A 17,409-nucleotide genomic window follows, 5' to 3' on the forward strand; every position below is an offset into this window, starting at 1 on the left:
CGAGAAAGGATTAAAGGTTCACTTTATCTACAAACGAAAAAGAATCTTTACTTTTAACAAATTTTTTATGATTTGGAACGGTTTGAATTGCTACAACTTGCGAATCTCTTGCTTTCAGTGCATCTTGAATCCCGATTGTCATAAGCTTTATAAATAGAATCGTAATAAAGAATGAAACGAGAGTATACAAAATAATCCACCATGAAATATTCATTTCATAACGATTTAATCCAATAAGGCCTGCCCAATCATTAGATAGAGAAACAGGTTTGAGTACTCCGTCATAGAGTTCACGCATTTGTATCCCACCAATTACAATATCAAGCAACGCTAAATGGATAACGAGTATGAGAGTTTGAACGATATGTTCCATAAATAACACAAATAAGCGGTCAAGTAATAAGACTCGTAAGTGTTTTTTGATAATATGAAAACGGCTAGCCCCTAGCAATTGGGAACTTAAAATGTAATCTTGTTTCATAAATTCATCAACCTCTGAGGATATATATAAAGAAAGTGTAGGCAGAGCGACGAAAATAAGTACGAGTACTTGATAAAACGCAAATGAAATATTTGCATCTAATCCATCAGCATTTGATACGATTACAATATTAACGGGTGTGATGAGTATAAATGCGATAAATAAAGTAGGAATGTAATAAAAAACTTCTGAGCATGACTGGAAAAACCTCTTGAATTTTGGAGCATATAAACTTAAGAGGATTCCTATACATGTTCCGAATAAAATTCGAAAGAAGCTAATTGCCACAGCTAATAAGATAGTGAATTTTGCTCCTTCTATAATTTGTAAGAAAACAGACTCTCCAAAACGATCAGATCCAAAAGGAGGTATTAACGATGGTGGAAAGGGGGCCTTTCCAAGTAATTCGTTATTGTCATTGTAAAGTAACTGAGGAGGTTTTGGGATGTTATCTTTAAAGAACCAACTATAAATAAAACTAGCTGAAACAAGTATGAATAAATAAGTAAAGCCGATTAAAAAGCGTTTTGATTTCCAAATAGATTTCATAAAGCTACTCCTTTCAATTGTTTTTTCCATCTATTCATCATGAGAGAGATTATTTGAAAAATGGTATAAAACGGTAAAATAATCATGACAAGTATAATAAATGCAGCGGGAGGTGAAATAAACGCCTTCTTAAATAAAAATTGAATAATACCTTGCATATTAAAAACAAATTCTAAAATGAATAAGTTAGAAAGTAAGAAAACAAAAATCGTTTTTAAATGGTAGAAGAAGTGGATAGATATATTTTTGAATAAATGAATGCATAGTATATAACTTGATGAAAGACCTTTTCCATATGCAACCTCTACGTAATGTTTTCCATGTTCTTCTTGGATGTATAACACCATCATCCGAAACATTTGTAATGTAGGTAAGACCGCTAAAGATAAAATAGGGAGTAAATAAGCGCGATTTTCATTAAAAGAAATAATGGTGAAAGGAGCTTCCCCAAATTTCTTAAGTACCCAAATGAAAAATATTTGCAAACAAATCATCATCATCATATCAGGGACAGCTTCTAATACGAACACAATTCGGTTTATCCATTTTTTTATATAATCTTTTGCTAAAAAATAAAAAAATGCCATGCTAGATGAGATAAAGAGCGCAAGCAAAAAGGCCACAAATAATACAATAAACGAATATAGGTAAGGTTCTAAAACAGTTGGAAATAATGGTGTTGTTTTTAAATGACCAAACTTTGGGTCTGATCCTATAACTAACAATGATTCAGGTGAGAAAACCTGTTTTAACATAGTAACGATCTGGTTAAAAAAATAAATTGGTTGAAAGGTGAATCCTTGTTGAGTGATAAATAAATAAGGTAAATTTAATAATAGTAACAGTGATAAAAGAATGGATGAAAGCTTAATTGTGAATTGAGATATTTTATGTAACATTAAATCCCTCCGACATCTTTTTACAACATTATACAATAAAGTCTAAAATATTGTTTTATTTTTCTGAAAAATAAAAATTCTATTAGATTGTATAGTATGGAACATATATTTACAAGTTAATAAAGTGATAGTAGGATCCGCGCTCTAAGTTTATTAAGGTAATAGGATGAGTCAACCAAAAACAATTAATAGAGCAAAATGTACAGAATTCTTATTTGGAGAGGTAGCGGCTATGTTACGCGACTTCATCGCGATAAAGCTAAGCTTATGCAAAGTTAATTTTAGACGAGATGGTTTCTTCTTTTAGGCTACTTGTAGGAAATTAAAAAAACTCCTAGGGATCAATGAATTCCTAGGAGGGCACCTGTGGTTCAACAAAGAGATAATTCTAACAAGCTCTAGAATTATCTCTTTGTTGAAGTTTAATGTTTAAAACCCCATAAGATTCTTTACATGTTTAGCGTTCTGTTTAGATGTTAATTTTTCAAGTAATAAAAATGCAACATCAAAAGCTGTACCTGGATTTGAAGATGTAATAATATTTCCATCTTGAACAATTAAATCATTTTGTACTTTTGCACCGAAATTCTTTAACTGCTCTTTTCGTTTACTCGTTGGATGACTGTATGTGGTAGCTTTTTTATCTATAAGAATTCCACTTTTACCAAGCGCTAATGATGCAACACAAATACTTGCAATAGGCTTCTGTTTGGTATGAAAATGTTGAATAACATGTAAGAATTCTTTACTGTATGCATCCCGATAAAAGCCAGCTTCTTCAAACCCTCCTGGAATAGCTAGTGCATCAAACTCATTCAATTGAATATTATCAATCGTTTTTTCGGGTATGACAGTAAAATTCCAAGTACAGGTTAATTTATCCCGAAGACCAACTGTTATGACCTCGGTCGATCCATCACCTTCCCACTTATTCCAACCTAGTACGTCAGTAAATACACTAGCTTCTACTGCTTCAAATCCGTCAGCTAATAATAATAAAATCTTTTTCATATCGTAAATCGCCTCCTGATATCCTTATTTTATATAAATATAAAAAGCTGATGAATAAGTTAAATAAGGATTTTTGGTTGTTTGTCTTTATTATATAAAGGATTTAGGTTATTCTATTTTATAAAAAAAGGTTGGTTAGTTTATGGATCAAATTGATAAAAAAATCGTGGGGTTATTACAGTCAAATGCAAAAATTTCAATGAAGGATTTAGCTGAAGCAGTTCATTTATCTTCTCCGTCAGTAATTGAGCGAGTAAGGAAGTTAGAGGAGCAACAAATTATTGAAGGTTACCATGCACATGTTTCTCTAAAAAAAATTAATCGTCCAATTTCGGCACTTATATTGTTTAAATCAACGAATTGTAAATCATTATCTAACTTTTGCTATAATCATCCAGATGTAATTGAGTGTTACAGAGTAGCAGGGGAAATTAGCTATATTGTCAAATTAGCAACGTATTCTGTAGAAAGTTTAGAAAAGTTTATTGATGATTCGATGCAATATGGTACGCCATCAACAAATATCGTGTTATCTTCACATGAAAAAAAGATAATTGATCCCTTTATTAGTGAAGAATAAAAATACTGGCCTAATTAATTAACCATTGCTTACTTAATAAGCTTTTAAAAATAGCCCTTATTTTTCGGACTTGTATAAAAAATAAGGGGCACTAATTGTTTTTCTTAGCTTTATGGTTATGTAAAGTGCCCCTTAAAAATGAATATTGCTTCTCAACTCCTTTTTCATGCAAATGAGTAGAACGTAAGGAAGGACTATGTATGTATGTGTTGTTAATGAAAGAAAAAGAGAGTGTGTAGCGTAACGTAACGAATATAACGCAACTTTACCGCGCGGAAAATCTAAATTTAGTATGTAAGTGAAATGGAATGAAGGGGATATATTTTTTGTTATGAAAAAAATTTTCTTTTTAAAACTTGATTAATGAAAAAATATTTTATATACTAATTCATGTAAACGGTTTACTAAATCGTATTTTGCTAGAAACGAAGGGAAGATTCGCATGGAAACAAGGGGGAGAGTAATCGGGATTGATATCGGTACCACAAGTACAAAAACGGTTGTGTTCACAGAAAAAGGAAAAGTCGTTGCATCACATGCAGTTGATTATCCAATTATTCAACCGAACGTCGGATGGGCTGAGCAAGATCCTGATGTAATATGTGCCGCTGTATATAAAACTGTAAGCGTTGCCATAAAGAAAGGTAACGTGTTACCAGAGGATATTTCTTCAATCGGTATTAGTACAGCAATGCACGCATTAATTGCAGTAGATAAAAACGGTGCACCATTAACGCGTTCTATCATTTGGGCAGATAATAGAAGTACGAAACAATCGGAAAAGTTATTACAACATATGAATGGGCATGACATTTATAGACGAACAGGCACACCAATTCATCCGATGTCGCCGCTTTCTAAATTATTGTGGATGAAAGAGGAAGAGCCAGAATTATATGCGAGCGCTTATAAATTTATTTCCATTAAAGAGTATGTTATTTATCAATTGTTTTCACGTTACGTAGTGGATTATTCAATAGCATCTGCTACTGGGTTATTTAATTTAGAAACATTAAACTGGGATGAAGATGTTTTAACGTTGTTACATATGTCACCAGAACAATTATCAAAACCTGTGCCAACTACATATATTTTATCGGGTATGAAACCTGAATTAGCACAAAAGATGGGCATTCGTGAAGATACGCCGGTTGTTATTGGTGCAAGTGATGGTGTTCTTGCGAATGTAGGCGTTGGGGCAATATCGCCTGGCTCAGCTGCAATTACAATTGGTACAAGTGGTGCGGTTCGAACAATTTCATCAAGTGTTAATACAGATGAAAAAGGAAGAACGTTTTGTTATGCATTAACAGACGAGCACTGGGTGATCGGCGGACCAACGAATAACGGCGGAATATTACTGAGATGGTTACGTGATGAATTTGGTAGCCCGGAACAAGAAGTTGCAAGGAAGCTTGGCATTGATCCGTATGATTTATTAATTAAGTATGCGGAAAGTGTACCAGCTGGAGCGGGTGGATTGCTATTTTTACCGTTTCTATCTGGAGAACGTGCACCTTACTGGAATGCAAATGCTCGTGGTACATTCTTTGGAATAAACCTTCAGCATAAACGAGAACATTTTATACGTGCAGTCATGGAAGGTGTTTGTATGAGCGTATATTCTGTTGCACTCGCAATCAGGGATTGTACAGGGCCACTTACTGAAATACGCGTTTCAGGAGGTTTTGCGAAATCTGCATTTTGGAGACAAATGTTATCCGATATGATGGGAAAAGAATTGCTTGTTCCTGAAAGTCATGAAGCATCTGCGCTTGGGGCAGCGGCAGTTGCTTTATATGCTGTAGGAAAAATTGATTCTCTTGAAGAGGTAAAGGATTGGATTGATATTGTTCATCATCATGTACCGAATAAAGAAAATACGGCTATATATTTAGAAATGTTTTATATGTATGAACGACTTTACAATCGCTTGAAAGAAGAATTTGATTGTATAGCTGCTTTCCAACGTAAACAATAGGGGGATTGGGAGAAATGGTAGTTGGAATCGTACTAGCGGCAGTTGTCATACTACTTTTACTTATTACAGTAGTAAAATGGCATCCGTTTGTCGCGTTAATTTTAACAGCAATTGGTGTAGGACTTGCAATGGGAATGCCATTGATTGGAACTTCCCCAAAAGATCCAGGGATTATCGATTCTATTAAACTAGGGCTTGGTAATACGTTAGGGTTTTTAGCGATAGTATTAGCATTAGGAACGATGCTTGGAAAAATGATGGCCGAATCTGGCGGTGCTGAACGAATTGCTAACACATTAATTAATCGTTTTGGGAAGAAACGTGTTCACTGGGCAATGATGTTCGTTGCATTTTTAGTAGGGATTCCAGTGTTTTTCCAAGTTGGATTTGTACTGTTAATTCCATTAGTATTTACAATTGCGTTAGAAACAGGGGTATCACTTATTACAATTGGTATACCACTAGTAGCAGGTTTATCTGTTGTACACGGACTCGTTCCGCCACATCCAGCAGCGATGGCAGCAGTAGGTATTTTTAAAGCAGATGTAGGGAAGACAATTTTATATGCTTTAATCGTCGGACTTCCAACTGCAATCATTTCAGGTCCGCTTTACGGGAAATGGATTGGTGCTCGTATACATAAAGAAGTACCATTAGATATAGCGGAGCAATTTATTGAGAGAGATAAGAAGAAGGAGCTTCCTAGTTTCGGAAATACATTGTTCACAATTTTACTTCCAGTATTTCTAATGCTAGGTGCATCAATTGCGGAAGTAGCACTAAACAAAACAAGTCAACTTGCACAAGTATTGCACTTTATTGGAGATCCAATCGTCGCGTTATTAATTGCAACGATATACTCTTTCTTTAGTCTTGGTTATGCAAAAGGTTTCTCAAAGGATAAAGTATTACAATTTACAAACGATTGCCTTGGGCCTATTGCGAACATACTGTTAGTTATTGGTGCAGGCGGCGCATTTAATAAAGTATTATTAGATTCTGGAATTGGAACGACAATCGCAGAAATGGCGAAAGAATCTCATATTTCACCGATATTATTAGGCTGGGGAATTGCGGCACTTATCCGAATCGCAACTGGATCGGCAACGGTTTCTATGATGACAGCAGCTGGAATTGTTGCGCCGATTGCAGCAAGTATACCAGGTGTAAATGTTGAACTACTAGCACTTGCAACAGGTGCAGGGTCATTAATTTTATCACATGTAAATGATTCTGGATTTTGGATGATTAAAGAATATTTCGGAATGACTGTGAAAGAAACATTATTAACATGGACTGCAATGGAGACAATATTATCTGTTGTAGCACTTGGACTCATTTCGTTATTAAATATATTTGTATAGAATGGGAGATTGATTAATATGAAACTAGGTTTAATTGGATTAGGAAAAATGGGATTCCCATTGGCGGAACATTTATATGAAGACAAACATGAAGTTGTTGTATATGACGTAAATAAAGAGCTTGTTGAAAAGGCTGGGGCTTTAGGAATTACTGCACGTCATACATTAAAAGAAATGATTGCTGAATTAGAAGCCCCTCGTACAATTTGGGTAATGGTACCTGCGGGAGAAGTTGTTGAGTCAGTATTAAAAGATGTATATCCATTATTAGAGGAAGGCGATATCGTTATTGAAGGCGGAAATTCATTCTATAAAGATACGTTACGCCGTGCGGAAGAAGCGAAAAGCTTTGGTTTACATTACGTTGATATTGGTACATCAGGTGGTGTAGAAGGAGCTAGATACGGAGCTTGCTTAATGGTTGGTGGAGAAAAAGAAATTTACGATCAATTAGAACCTTTATTTAAAGATTTAGCAGTAGAGAATGGGTATTCTTATGCAGGCCGCGTCGGAAGTGGTCATTTCTTAAAAATGGTTCATAACGGTATTGAATACGGTATGATGCAAGCAATCGCTGAAGGATTTGAAGTGTTAGATAAAAGTGATTTTGATTTCAATTATGAAGATGTTGCTAAAGTATGGGCAAACGGATCAGTTATCCGCGGTTGGTTAATGGACTTAACTGAAAAGGCATTTGCAGATGATCCTAAACTGGATGGCATTAAAGGTGTGATGAACTCTTCAGGAGAAGGGAAATGGACTGTGGAAACGGCACTTGAACTTCAAGCGGCAGCACCGGTAATCGCAATGTCATTATTTATGCGCTACCGTTCTCAAGAAGATGATACATTCCACGGAAAAGTAGTTTCAGCTCTTCGTAATCAGTTCGGTGGACATGAAGTTGTGAAAAAATAAGGTTGTTTTTAAAAAGAAACTTGTGCATAGGCGCAAGTTTCTTTTTTTATAGTTTAAGAAATTTCTAATTTAAAAATATCAATCATTGTTTATTTGTACTGGATGTATCAAATATAAAGGGAAGCATGAAAGATGTCCCAACATAAAAATAAGAATAAATAAAATGAAATTTTCATAAATAGTAAAAGGATGATTATGTCATCAGTGTAGCTATGAAGTGGTGTTACATATGAAAAGAGCGTGTTAATAAAATATGAGGTGGTTAAATGGGAAATGAGCAAGTGAAGAATGCAGGGGAAGAAAAAAAGTTATGTCTTTGTATGATTGTTAAAAACGAGTCTAGAATTATGGAAAGATGTTTAAATGCTACAAAATCAATTGTAGATTTTGTTTCTATTTGTGATACGGGATCAACTGATAATACCCCTGAAATTATTGGAAATTGGTGTGAAGAAAATGAAATCCCTGGAACAGTTCATCATGAATCATTTCAAAATTTTGGCTATAACAGAAGTTTAGCAGTTTCATTAGCACAAAAAACATATCCAGAAGCAGATTATTTATTAATATTAGATGCAGATATGATATTAGAAGTTGATCCCGAGTTTGATAAGACTAGTTTAACGGAAGACCACTATCTTACAATGCAATATGATATTCATATTAAGTATTGGCTTACACGCCTTTTGAAAGCTTCTTTACCATGGAAATCTGTCGGTGTTACTCATGAGTATTGGGATATAGATCGTTCCAAAGTTGGTGCGAATTACAATACGAGGGTAGCTAGGTTAGAGACGCTTGTCGTTAATGATCCTGGGGATGGTGGTAGTAAAGCTGATAAATTTGAGAGAGATGAGCGGTTGTTGTTACAAGGATTGAGTGATCCAGAAACAACGCCAGATTTGCATATAAGATATTTATTTTACTTAGCCCAAACTTATTTTCATTTAAGTCAATTTGAAGATTCGATTAAATGGTATAAAAAACGAGTGGAAGCAGGGGGATGGGTTGAAGAGGTGTTCTATTCGTTATTGCGAATAGGATTTTGTTATGAACAATTAGCAAACCGCTCAGCAAATAAACAATATGAAGTAACAGGAGCGGATGAAAAAGAAAATGCTAAGACGCAGGAAGAGCAATATACAGCATTAGCTATTCTTTATTTTCAAAAAGCGTGGGAATATAGACCAACTCGGGCTGAGCCATTATACCAACTTGCAAGAATGTATCGATTAAAATCTCAAAATAATATTGCTTTGATGTATGCGTTGCAAGGGAAGGAAATTCCTTTTCCGAAAAATGATCTGCTATTTGTAGATTATCATGTGTATGATTACTTATTTGACTATGAGATTTCTATAAGCGCTTTTTATATACCGCATAAAAAACATTTAGGTGCAGTATCACAAAAATATTTGGAATCGAAAAAAGAAGAGCTACCGTTGCATATAGCAAATATGGTAGAAAGTAATGCGAAATTTTATTAAATACATTTTCGGTTAAAGGAGTAGTGGAGTAATCATGGAATTAATACGATGGGCGCTAGAACTAGGGGAATCAGTGCATGGAAATACGTATGAAGAATTGATGCCACTACTAGATTATTATTATGATCGTGATCATTTAAAAGCGTATTGTATCGCAAATCTTCTTATAGACATGGACGTAGCAGAAGAGCATCGGCAAAAAATCGAATTAAGAAGGTGCATCGCTGCTTATTATGCTGGAATGTATAAAGTAGCAAAAAAACATGCAAGTGAGCTTTTAATTAAATATCCGGATGTGGATTTATATAAAAATAATTTAAGACTAATGGAAGCTTATTTGAATAAAGAATATGATTATTGTCTTTTTATATGCCCAAAGACGTATGGTAGTTTCATAGATGTCGCGCGAGCTTTGAAATGGCGATTGGAGCAGGAGGGAAATACAGCAATCATATCAGAAACAATACTAGAAAATGTGAAAAATACAATTGTTTTTGGAGCGCATACATATGCGCATAATCCGAATCTACTCCCGAAAAATGCAATTATTTATAATTTAGAACAGCTATATGAAGGAAGTCCTTATGCGCATCCTCTTTATTTAATGTTATTAAAAGATAAGGAAATTTGGGATTATAGTAAACAAAATATAGAATGGTTAAAACAAAAAGGAGTAGGAAAAGGAATAAAACATGTGGAAATGAACTATGCCCCAACTCTAGAAATAAAAAAAGATGCATTTGATGAAGAGTTAACTGAAGACATTGATATACTGTTTATAGGTGCTCTTAACCCAAGGCGACAAGCTATTTTAGATCAATTAAAAGTAGTTGCCCCGAATTTAAATATTGTTTTTAAAAATAATGCGTGGGGAATAGTTAGAAATGAGTTAATTGCTAGGTCTAAAATTATATTAAATATTCATTTTTACTTATCGGGTATTCTCGAAACGCCTCGAGTTTCTTATGCAGTGGCAAATAAGAAATTTATTATCTCTGAAAATAGTAATCCCGAGGACGAGATAGAGTGGCCGGGAATAGTGTTTACTCCGTATGAAAAAATAATAGAAAGTATTATGAAATATGTAGCTTTACCAGAAGAGCGTATTAAATTAGCAGAAAAAGCGTATAACTATTTTGAAGCGAAAGGAAACATTGGCATACTGTGTCATAAAGAGGAGGAAAAGTAATTGTGAAGAACTCATACTTTCGTATGAGTTCTTTTTTTCGTCTATCATACTATTTTATCAAGCTAGTTCCCTCTTTATATTGTGTTTTGTATAGAAATTTCTGATAATATATAAGTATAACTGAAAAACAAAGGAGAGAAATAATTATGAAACTAGTCGTTATTAACGGTACGCCAAGAAAATTCGGTAGAACTCGTGTGGTGGCAAAATATATTGCTGATCAATTTGAAGGGGAGTTATACGATTTATCAGTAGAGGAACTGCCTTTATATAACGGGGAAGAATCACAGCGTGAATTAGAAGCGGTAAAAAAATTAAAGGCATTAGTGAAAACTGCAGACGGTGTAGTACTATGTACACCAGAATATCATAATGCGATGAGCGGAGCGCTGAAAAACTCGTTAGATTACTTAAGTAGTGGTGAGTTCATCCATAAACCTGTCGCATTACTGGCTGTTGCAGGGGGCGGTAAAGGAGGAATTAACGCATTAAATAGTATGCGAACTGTTGCTAGAGGGGTATACGCAAATGCCATCCCAAAACAAGTTGTACTTGATGGGCTTCATGTACAAGACGGTGAACTGGGAGAAGATGCAAAACCATTAATTCATGATTTAGTTAAAGAATTAAAAGCATATATGAGCGTATATAAAGAGGTGAAAAAACAACTAGGAGTTGAGTGATATGCCATCTCTGTATAAAGATTCACGCTTGTATTTCATTCTAGGGGCCAATAGTTTATCAGCTATTGGTTCCGGTATTGTTATGATAACGATTCCGTGGTTGTTAATTAAAGAGAGTGGAGGAGAGACAACGTTTGGTTATGTCTCCATCATCGCAACTCTTATTATGTTTTTATTAACACCGTTTATCGGGCAGAGTATTGATCGTTTTTCAAGAAAATCTTTATTATTATGTAATGAAGGTATTGGGATAGTTGTTATAGGGATGATGGCTATATGGGGATTTACTGGGCAACCTTATCATTCTATTCACTATATTCTTATATATATAGCAGGGTCATTTTACTATTTATTATTTTATCCTACAATATTTGCGTTTAACCAAGAGATATTTCAAGCAGAACATTATAAAAATTTAAGTGGAACAATGGAAATACAAGGACAGTTAACTCAAGTTATTTCAGGAGCGGCTGCTAGCTTCCTAATTGAAATCATTTCTTTAAAATGGATCTTGTTAGTAGATATGTTAACTTTTGCCGGAGCTTTCATCCTTTTCTTATGTATACCGTACGTAAAGAAAAAGGAAGTGAAAAGGAAAGTAACATTTAAGAAGCAATTATTCGAAGGGATTCACTTTATGCAAAAGCGTCCTAGGTTATTTTGGTTTTTACTTGCGACTTATATGCCGTTTATCGGTGTTATGATGGCAAATTATTTAATCCCGGTATATATTTCAGATATATTAAAAGCCAGTGCCTCTGTATACGCGATAGAAGGTATGATGTATGGTGTGGGAGCGGTTCTTGCGGGAATAAGTATTCCAATTATGATGAAATATATCAAAATAGAAATTTCAATCGTCATGACGATGTTCCTATATGTAATTTCAATTACCGTAATGATTATTGAACCTTCCGTAATGTTGTTATATGGACTTGCAATTTTTCATGCAATTGGAAATGCGGGTACAAGAGTGGCGAGAAATGTATTAATGATGGAGGAAATTCCAAACGAAGTAATGGGACGTGTAGACAGCTTATTTCGATTAATCGGTACAGGAATACGAATTGTATTATTAATGCTGTTTACAGCTGGTGTATCTAAAGCTGGGGTAATGCTCCCGTTTTACGTACTTAGCTGTATATTGATTCTATCATTAGGAATTGCTCTTTATTATGTATATTCACAACGTAAAGTAGGGACGAACGTTTCTAATAAATCAATTGTTTAAAAAAACTTCTGCCTTCCAAGCTTTTTCTATCATGCCTTTCGAGAGAACTCCCACCTCTAAACGTAAGTGAAGATGGGGGTCCTCTCGAAAGAAATATTTTATTTTCAAGAAAAACCAGAAACATACGTTCTGTTTTTACTATAATATCCTTAACAAGGAGGTGAATAAAATGACAAAGGAAAATCCATCAAACTATAAAACTCTTCAAATCTGGATTAAAAAAGGGCATCGTATGTATTCTTATTTTCAAGAATGTTGTCATAACGCTAAGAATATGTACAACACCACAAACTTTTATATACGCCAGGTGTACACTGGATTAACACAAGAAAAAGAGTTGCAGCCTTTGCAAAAAGAAGTTCTGGATAATATTCATAAAAATATTGGTAAGATGAATGACACACAACTTCTTGTCTATCAGAAGAAATTGGAAAGAGAGAAATTAAAGCCTAAAGAAGAACAGAAAGAGATTACATGTAATTTGTTTTCAGAACCTAATTTTGAAAACCCTTATGTAGATTACAACTTTCTAGATGCACTATTTAAGGCTATGATTCAAAATGATTATCGAGCTTTGCCTACGCAATGTAGCCAGTCAATCATGAAAGGGGTGTTCCAAAATTGGAAATCTTTTTTTGCTAGTTTAAAAGACTATAAAAAGAATCCAAACAAATATGCTGGAATGCCTAGGATCCCAAAGTATATTCGTTCTTCTGAAAAAGAGATTCTGTATACAAACCAAGATTGCATCATTAAAAACGGTAGATTTTTAAAGTTTCCAAAGACGAAATTACAATTAAATATTGGGAAACTAGGTTTCACTGAAGGTAAACTGAAACAAGTTCGTGTGATTCCAAAATACAATGAATATGTAGTGGAATTGGTGATTGATGTTCCTTCTGAACAACAAATTATTGAAGAGAATGCTCGTTATATGAGTATTGATTTAGGGATTGATAACCTTGCAACCATCGTAACAAACACAGGTATGAAACCTGTCCTTGTTAAGGGCAAACATGTCAAAAGCATAAATCAATATTACAATAAAATGAAGATTCATTTTACAAGCATTCTTAGAAATGGAAAACAAACTAATGAAGGACCTTTTACTTCTAAAAGGATAGAAAAACTTCATCAAAAACGTTACTTGAAAATAAAAGACGTCTTCCATAAAGTTAGTCACCATATCGTGAAACTAGCTCAAGAAGAAGAAGTTTGTAAAATCGTTATTGGTCAAAACAAAAGTTGGAAACAAGAAACGAATATGGGAAAAAGAAATAACCAATCGTTTTGTCATATCCCGCATAATTTACTGATTCAAATGATTACATACAAAGCAAATGCTGTAGGCATTCAAGTTGTTGTAACTGAAGAATCATATACATCGAAAGCAAGTTTTCTGGATAACGACTTCATTCCAACGTTTGGAGATAATGACCAAAATACAACTTTTTCAGGAAAACGAATAGAGCGCGGCATATATCGTTCAGCAAATAAAACTTTAATTAATGCAGATGTAAATGCTGCGGCTAACATTTTACGAAAAGTAATCCCAAATGCATGGACAAATGGGATAGAGGGGTTAGGCGTGAAACAGCTCGCTAATGTGTTAACTCCCCTGACGTTAATCGTCCGTTAGGTTGAAACGTTAGAAACCCCCACTTCAAGCTTTGCTAAGTGGGGGAGTGTTCATATAATAAAAAGAAAGGGAGTGCAAACGTATATATGAACAAATGGATATTACTTATAATCTTATTATTACCTCTACTATACATCCTTTATATGACGTTTCGAATGAAGAATGTTGCTCGTGAAAAATTGAGTAATCACTCTCCGTACGTTCTTATATTAGGCGCAAAGTTATTTGGAGATAGACCGTCTTTATCTCTTCAAAACCGTTTGGATGTAGCGTTGGAATATTTATATTCCCATCCTGAAGTGAAAGTAATTGTTTCAGGTGGTCAAGGAGAAGATGAAGATATACCGGAAGCTCATAGTATGAGAAACTATTTAATGGTACATGGTATAGATGAGAATCGTATTTTAATGGAAGATCAATCTACAAATACGTATGAGAATTTAAAGTTTAGTATGGATTTATATGATGTGAAACATGCGGTAGTTGTAAGTAATACGTATCATTTGTATAGGACCAAAATAATTGCAAAGCGTTTAGGTATGAAGATGGAGGCACTAGCTGCTGAAACACCAATGCGCTCTAAGAAAAAAATGTATGTACGTGAATATGTTGCAATAATGAAAACGATATTGTTCGACCGTTAGAGCTCAAATTTGAGCTCTTTTTTAATTATAAAGCGTATCATTTGAAATGAATGCCGTATTCCATCAAAATAAAGGAAACAACATTAAAGGAGTTGTATTTGTGATTCAATTTAATCATGTGTCAAAAGCGTATGAAGATGGCATGAAAGCAGTGGATTCATTGCATTTAGAAATTAAAAAGGGAGAATTTTTTGTTCTCATTGGTCCGAGTGGTTGCGGGAAAACAACGACAATGAAAATGATTAACCGTTTAATTGAAACGACTGAAGGATCTATTTTAATCGATGGAAAAGATATTCAACAATATAATATTAATGAATTGCGTTGGAATATAGGATACGTATTGCAGCAAATCGCTTTGTTTCCGCATATGACAATTGCAGAAAATATTGCAGTTGTTCCTGAAATGAGAAAATGGAGCAAAGAAAAAATAAAAGCTCGTGTCGATGAGTTGCTACAGATGGTCGGGCTAGATCCAGACGTATATCGCGATCGCATGCCTGATGAATTGTCAGGAGGGCAAAAGCAGCGCGTTGGTGTCGTAAGGGCATTAGCCGCAAACCCGAAAATCGTTCTTATGGATGAACCGTTTAGTGCGTTAGATCCATTAAGTAGGGAACAGCTTCAGAAGGATATCGTACAATTGCAAAAAAAGATTCAAAAAACAATTGTATTCGTAACACATGATATGCAAGAAGCATTATCACTTGGAGATCGTATTTGTATTATGAAAGAAGGAAAAGTAGTTCAATTAGATACACCAGAAGGTATTATACATAATCCGAAAAATGAGTTTGTAGAAGAGTTCATTGGAAATCGTGGACAACCTTGGTATGAGGGGAAAAGTATAGAAGATGTATTGCCACTTGATGAAAGTATACGGGTAGAAGGGGATGCATTATCATTGCATTCTTCTTTACAAGAAGCATTAGTTCGTGTACGAGCTGACGAAGTCGTTCCAGTTGAAGAAAATGGTCAATATGTTGGAGCTTTAACAAGTCGTCATATTGTTAATTACATTGTTGAACAAATGAAGGAAAGAGGCTAAACAGTGACTGATTTTATACAAACGTTCCAAGAGCGAAAAATAGAATTACTAACTGCATTAAGTGAGCATTTACAAATATCGCTTATTTCACTATTTTTTGCAGTAATTATTGCGGTGCCACTTGGCATTTTATTAACGAGAAAACAACGAATGGCTGAATTTATAATAGGAACTTCTGCGGTTATGCAGACAGTGCCATCACTTGCATTACTCGGACTTTTAATTCCGTTAGTAGGAATTGGAAAGCTCCCAGCCATTATTGCATTAGTTGTGTATGCACTATTACCTATTTTACGAAACACATATACAGGAATAAGGGAGTTAGATGAATCTTTAATCGAAGCAGCGAGAGCTATGGGGATGAATAGCTGGAGAAGACTGTGGAAGGTAGAGCTTCCTCTTGCATTACCAATTATTATGGCCGGTATTCGTACGGCGATGGTATTAATTGTTGGAACAGCTACATTAGCAGCTCTTATAGGTGCTGGTGGGCTCGGAAAACTCATATTACTTGGTATCGATCGAAATGATCATGCGCTTATCATTTTAGGGGCCGTACCAGCCGCGTTACTCGCTTTATTCTTTGATGTAGTACTTCGAGTGCTTGAGAGTCCAAAACGCTCTTCTAAGCGTATTATATTGACGATATGTATTACTTGTATAATGATTGCTTCTCCCTTTCTTTGGAACACACAAAAGAAAGATATTGTTATTGCCGGAAAACTTGGATCAGAACCTGAAATTTTAATTCAAATGTATAAGCAGCTTATTGAACAGGATACCGATTTACACGTAGAATTAAAACCAGGTCTTGGAAAAACAGCATTTGTATTTGAAGCATTGAAATCAGGAGAAGTAGATATATACCCTGAGTTTTCGGGAACAGCTTTATCTACTTTCGTGAAAGAAGAGCCAAAAAGCACAAATCGGGATGAAGTATATGAGCAGGCTCGCATTGGAATGGAAAAGAAATATAATATGGTTATGTTGAAGCCGATGGAGTATAACAATACATATGCACTAGCTATGCCGAAAAAAATAGCAGATCAAAATAATATAAATACAATTTCTGATTTAGGAAAAATGGCACAGGATGCTAAAGTAGGATTCACATTAGAATTTGTTGATCGTGAAGACGGTTATAAAGGAATGCAAAAATTATATAACTATAAGTTTTTAAATGTGAAAACGATGGAACCGAAACTACGTTATAGTGCAATTCAATCAGGGGATGTTAACGTAATCGATGCATATTCAACTGATAGTGAACTTGAGCAGTATGGACTGAAAGTGCTACAAGATGATAAAGGATTATTCCCACCGTACCAAGGTGCACCATTATTAAGAAAAGAGACGTTACAGAAATATCCTGAACTTGAAAAAGTATTAAATACATTATCTGGGAAGATTACAGATGAAGAAATGAGAAAAATGAATTATGAAGTAAATGTGAATGGGAAAAGTAGTGAAGAAGTTGCGAAACAATTTTTACAAAAAGAGAATTTACTTCGTTAATTTTACAAGAAATATACAAATTTATATGTATGAAATGACCGTTCATTACAAAATGAACGGTTTTTTTGTGCATACTTATACATTTTTTCAAAAAAGTATTCCATTTTTCTTCATTTTCTTTTAGAATAAGTAATGTTTTCCTGAAAAAATATAAGAGAAACGTCTATTAGAGAAAAAGGTGACTTTAATAGTT

General features: G+C 34.4%; 15 protein-coding genes. 12 read left to right on the forward strand and 3 right to left on the reverse strand.

Going from position 1 to position 17,409, the window contains the following annotated elements; all coding sequences use genetic code 11:
* Positions 1-10: 10 nt before the first annotated feature.
* From ABH961_RS06245 to ABH961_RS06255, 3 genes are all read right to left on the reverse strand, one after another.
* Positions 11-1,030 carry an ABC transporter permease gene (locus ABH961_RS06245; protein WP_048541223.1) on the reverse strand — a complete coding sequence of 340 codons (1,020 nt, stop codon included), beginning with the start codon at positions 1,028-1,030 and terminating at the stop codon, positions 11-13.
* Positions 1,027-1,929, reverse strand: coding sequence for an ABC transporter permease subunit (locus tag ABH961_RS06250; RefSeq protein WP_098642977.1), 903 nt, complete (start codon positions 1,927-1,929; stop codon positions 1,027-1,029). The genes ABH961_RS06245 and ABH961_RS06250 overlap by 4 nt, the downstream gene beginning before the upstream one ends.
* A gap of 429 nt (positions 1,930-2,358) precedes the next feature.
* Complete coding sequence (locus ABH961_RS06255; RefSeq protein WP_048541225.1) at positions 2,359-2,940, reverse strand: DJ-1/PfpI family protein; 582 nt, start codon at positions 2,938-2,940, stop codon at positions 2,359-2,361.
* Positions 2,941-3,082: 142 nt separating this feature from the next.
* Here ABH961_RS06255 and ABH961_RS06260 point away from each other — a divergent pair, with 142 nt between their 5' ends.
* The 12 genes from ABH961_RS06260 to ABH961_RS06315 all read left to right on the forward strand — a co-directional run bounded on the left by ABH961_RS06260 (position 3,083) and on the right by ABH961_RS06315 (position 17,216).
* Entirely contained in the window at positions 3,083-3,520 is a 438-nt protein-coding gene (locus ABH961_RS06260; protein ID WP_000372087.1) for an Lrp/AsnC family transcriptional regulator, read from the forward strand.
* Positions 3,521-3,962: 442 nt separating this feature from the next.
* Positions 3,963-5,501: a gluconokinase gene (gene gntK / locus ABH961_RS06265; RefSeq protein ID WP_048541227.1), complete on the forward strand. Its 1,539-nt coding sequence runs from the start codon at positions 3,963-3,965 to the stop codon at positions 5,499-5,501.
* 14 nt (positions 5,502-5,515) lie between these two features.
* Complete coding sequence (locus ABH961_RS06270) at positions 5,516-6,865, forward strand: GntP family permease (RefSeq protein ID WP_048541230.1); 1,350 nt, start codon at positions 5,516-5,518, stop codon at positions 6,863-6,865.
* Between the two features lie 18 nt (positions 6,866-6,883).
* Positions 6,884-7,780, forward strand: coding sequence for a phosphogluconate dehydrogenase (NAD(+)-dependent, decarboxylating) (gnd, locus tag ABH961_RS06275; protein WP_000765992.1), 897 nt, complete (start codon positions 6,884-6,886; stop codon positions 7,778-7,780).
* 266 nt (positions 7,781-8,046) lie between these two features.
* On the forward strand, positions 8,047-9,267 hold the full coding sequence (locus ABH961_RS06280) for a tetratricopeptide repeat-containing glycosyltransferase (RefSeq protein WP_404519056.1): 1,221 nt from the start codon (positions 8,047-8,049) through the stop codon (positions 9,265-9,267).
* Positions 9,268-9,301: 34 nt separating this feature from the next.
* Positions 9,302-10,456 (forward strand): CgeB family protein, encoded by a 1,155-nt coding sequence (locus ABH961_RS06285; protein ID WP_404519057.1) that lies wholly within the window; start codon positions 9,302-9,304, stop codon positions 10,454-10,456.
* 146 nt (positions 10,457-10,602) lie between these two features.
* Entirely contained in the window at positions 10,603-11,139 is a 537-nt protein-coding gene (locus tag ABH961_RS06290; RefSeq protein WP_048541240.1) for an NADPH-dependent FMN reductase, read from the forward strand.
* 1 nt (position 11,140) lies between these two features.
* Positions 11,141-12,370: an MFS transporter gene (locus ABH961_RS06295; RefSeq protein WP_048541242.1), complete on the forward strand. Its 1,230-nt coding sequence runs from the start codon at positions 11,141-11,143 to the stop codon at positions 12,368-12,370.
* A gap of 169 nt (positions 12,371-12,539) precedes the next feature.
* Positions 12,540-14,009: an RNA-guided endonuclease InsQ/TnpB family protein gene (locus tag ABH961_RS06300; RefSeq protein ID WP_404519060.1), complete on the forward strand. Its 1,470-nt coding sequence runs from the start codon at positions 12,540-12,542 to the stop codon at positions 14,007-14,009.
* Between the two features lie 86 nt (positions 14,010-14,095).
* Entirely contained in the window at positions 14,096-14,653 is a 558-nt protein-coding gene (locus tag ABH961_RS06305; RefSeq protein ID WP_098076322.1) for a YdcF family protein, read from the forward strand.
* Between the two features lie 100 nt (positions 14,654-14,753).
* Positions 14,754-15,701, forward strand: a complete 948-nt coding sequence (locus ABH961_RS06310) for an ABC transporter ATP-binding protein (RefSeq protein ID WP_048546583.1) — start codon at positions 14,754-14,756, stop codon at positions 15,699-15,701.
* Between the two features lie 3 nt (positions 15,702-15,704).
* Positions 15,705-17,216 carry an ABC transporter permease/substrate-binding protein gene (locus tag ABH961_RS06315; RefSeq protein WP_098076320.1) on the forward strand — a complete coding sequence of 504 codons (1,512 nt, stop codon included), beginning with the start codon at positions 15,705-15,707 and terminating at the stop codon, positions 17,214-17,216.
* Positions 17,217-17,409 lie beyond the last annotated feature (193 nt).

This window comes from Bacillus sp. RC251 (assembly GCF_044908765.1).
Lineage (GTDB): Bacteria > Bacillota > Bacilli > Bacillales > Bacillaceae_G > Bacillus_A > Bacillus_A wiedmannii.

Excerpts from the sequence above, each read along its gene's own strand:
- ABH961_RS06245 (WP_048541223.1), bottom strand. The coding sequence starts at position 1,030 with ATGAAATCTATTTGGAAATCAAAACGCTTTTTAATCGGCTTTACTTAT.
- ABH961_RS06250 (WP_098642977.1), bottom strand. The coding sequence starts at position 1,929 with ATGTTACATAAAATATCTCAATTCACAATTAAGCTTTCATCCATTCTT.
- ABH961_RS06255 (WP_048541225.1), bottom strand. The coding sequence starts at position 2,940 with ATGAAAAAGATTTTATTATTATTAGCTGACGGATTTGAAGCAGTAGAA.
- ABH961_RS06260 (WP_000372087.1), top strand. The coding sequence starts at position 3,083 with ATGGATCAAATTGATAAAAAAATCGTGGGGTTATTACAGTCAAATGCA.
- gntK (WP_048541227.1), top strand. The coding sequence starts at position 3,963 with ATGGAAACAAGGGGGAGAGTAATCGGGATTGATATCGGTACCACAAGT.
- ABH961_RS06270 (WP_048541230.1), top strand. The coding sequence starts at position 5,516 with ATGGTAGTTGGAATCGTACTAGCGGCAGTTGTCATACTACTTTTACTT.
- gnd (WP_000765992.1), top strand. The coding sequence starts at position 6,884 with ATGAAACTAGGTTTAATTGGATTAGGAAAAATGGGATTCCCATTGGCG.
- ABH961_RS06280 (WP_404519056.1), top strand. The coding sequence starts at position 8,047 with ATGGGAAATGAGCAAGTGAAGAATGCAGGGGAAGAAAAAAAGTTATGT.
- ABH961_RS06285 (WP_404519057.1), top strand. The coding sequence starts at position 9,302 with ATGGAATTAATACGATGGGCGCTAGAACTAGGGGAATCAGTGCATGGA.
- ABH961_RS06290 (WP_048541240.1), top strand. The coding sequence starts at position 10,603 with ATGAAACTAGTCGTTATTAACGGTACGCCAAGAAAATTCGGTAGAACT.
- ABH961_RS06295 (WP_048541242.1), top strand. The coding sequence starts at position 11,141 with ATGCCATCTCTGTATAAAGATTCACGCTTGTATTTCATTCTAGGGGCC.
- ABH961_RS06300 (WP_404519060.1), top strand. The coding sequence starts at position 12,540 with ATGACAAAGGAAAATCCATCAAACTATAAAACTCTTCAAATCTGGATT.
- ABH961_RS06305 (WP_098076322.1), top strand. The coding sequence starts at position 14,096 with ATGAACAAATGGATATTACTTATAATCTTATTATTACCTCTACTATAC.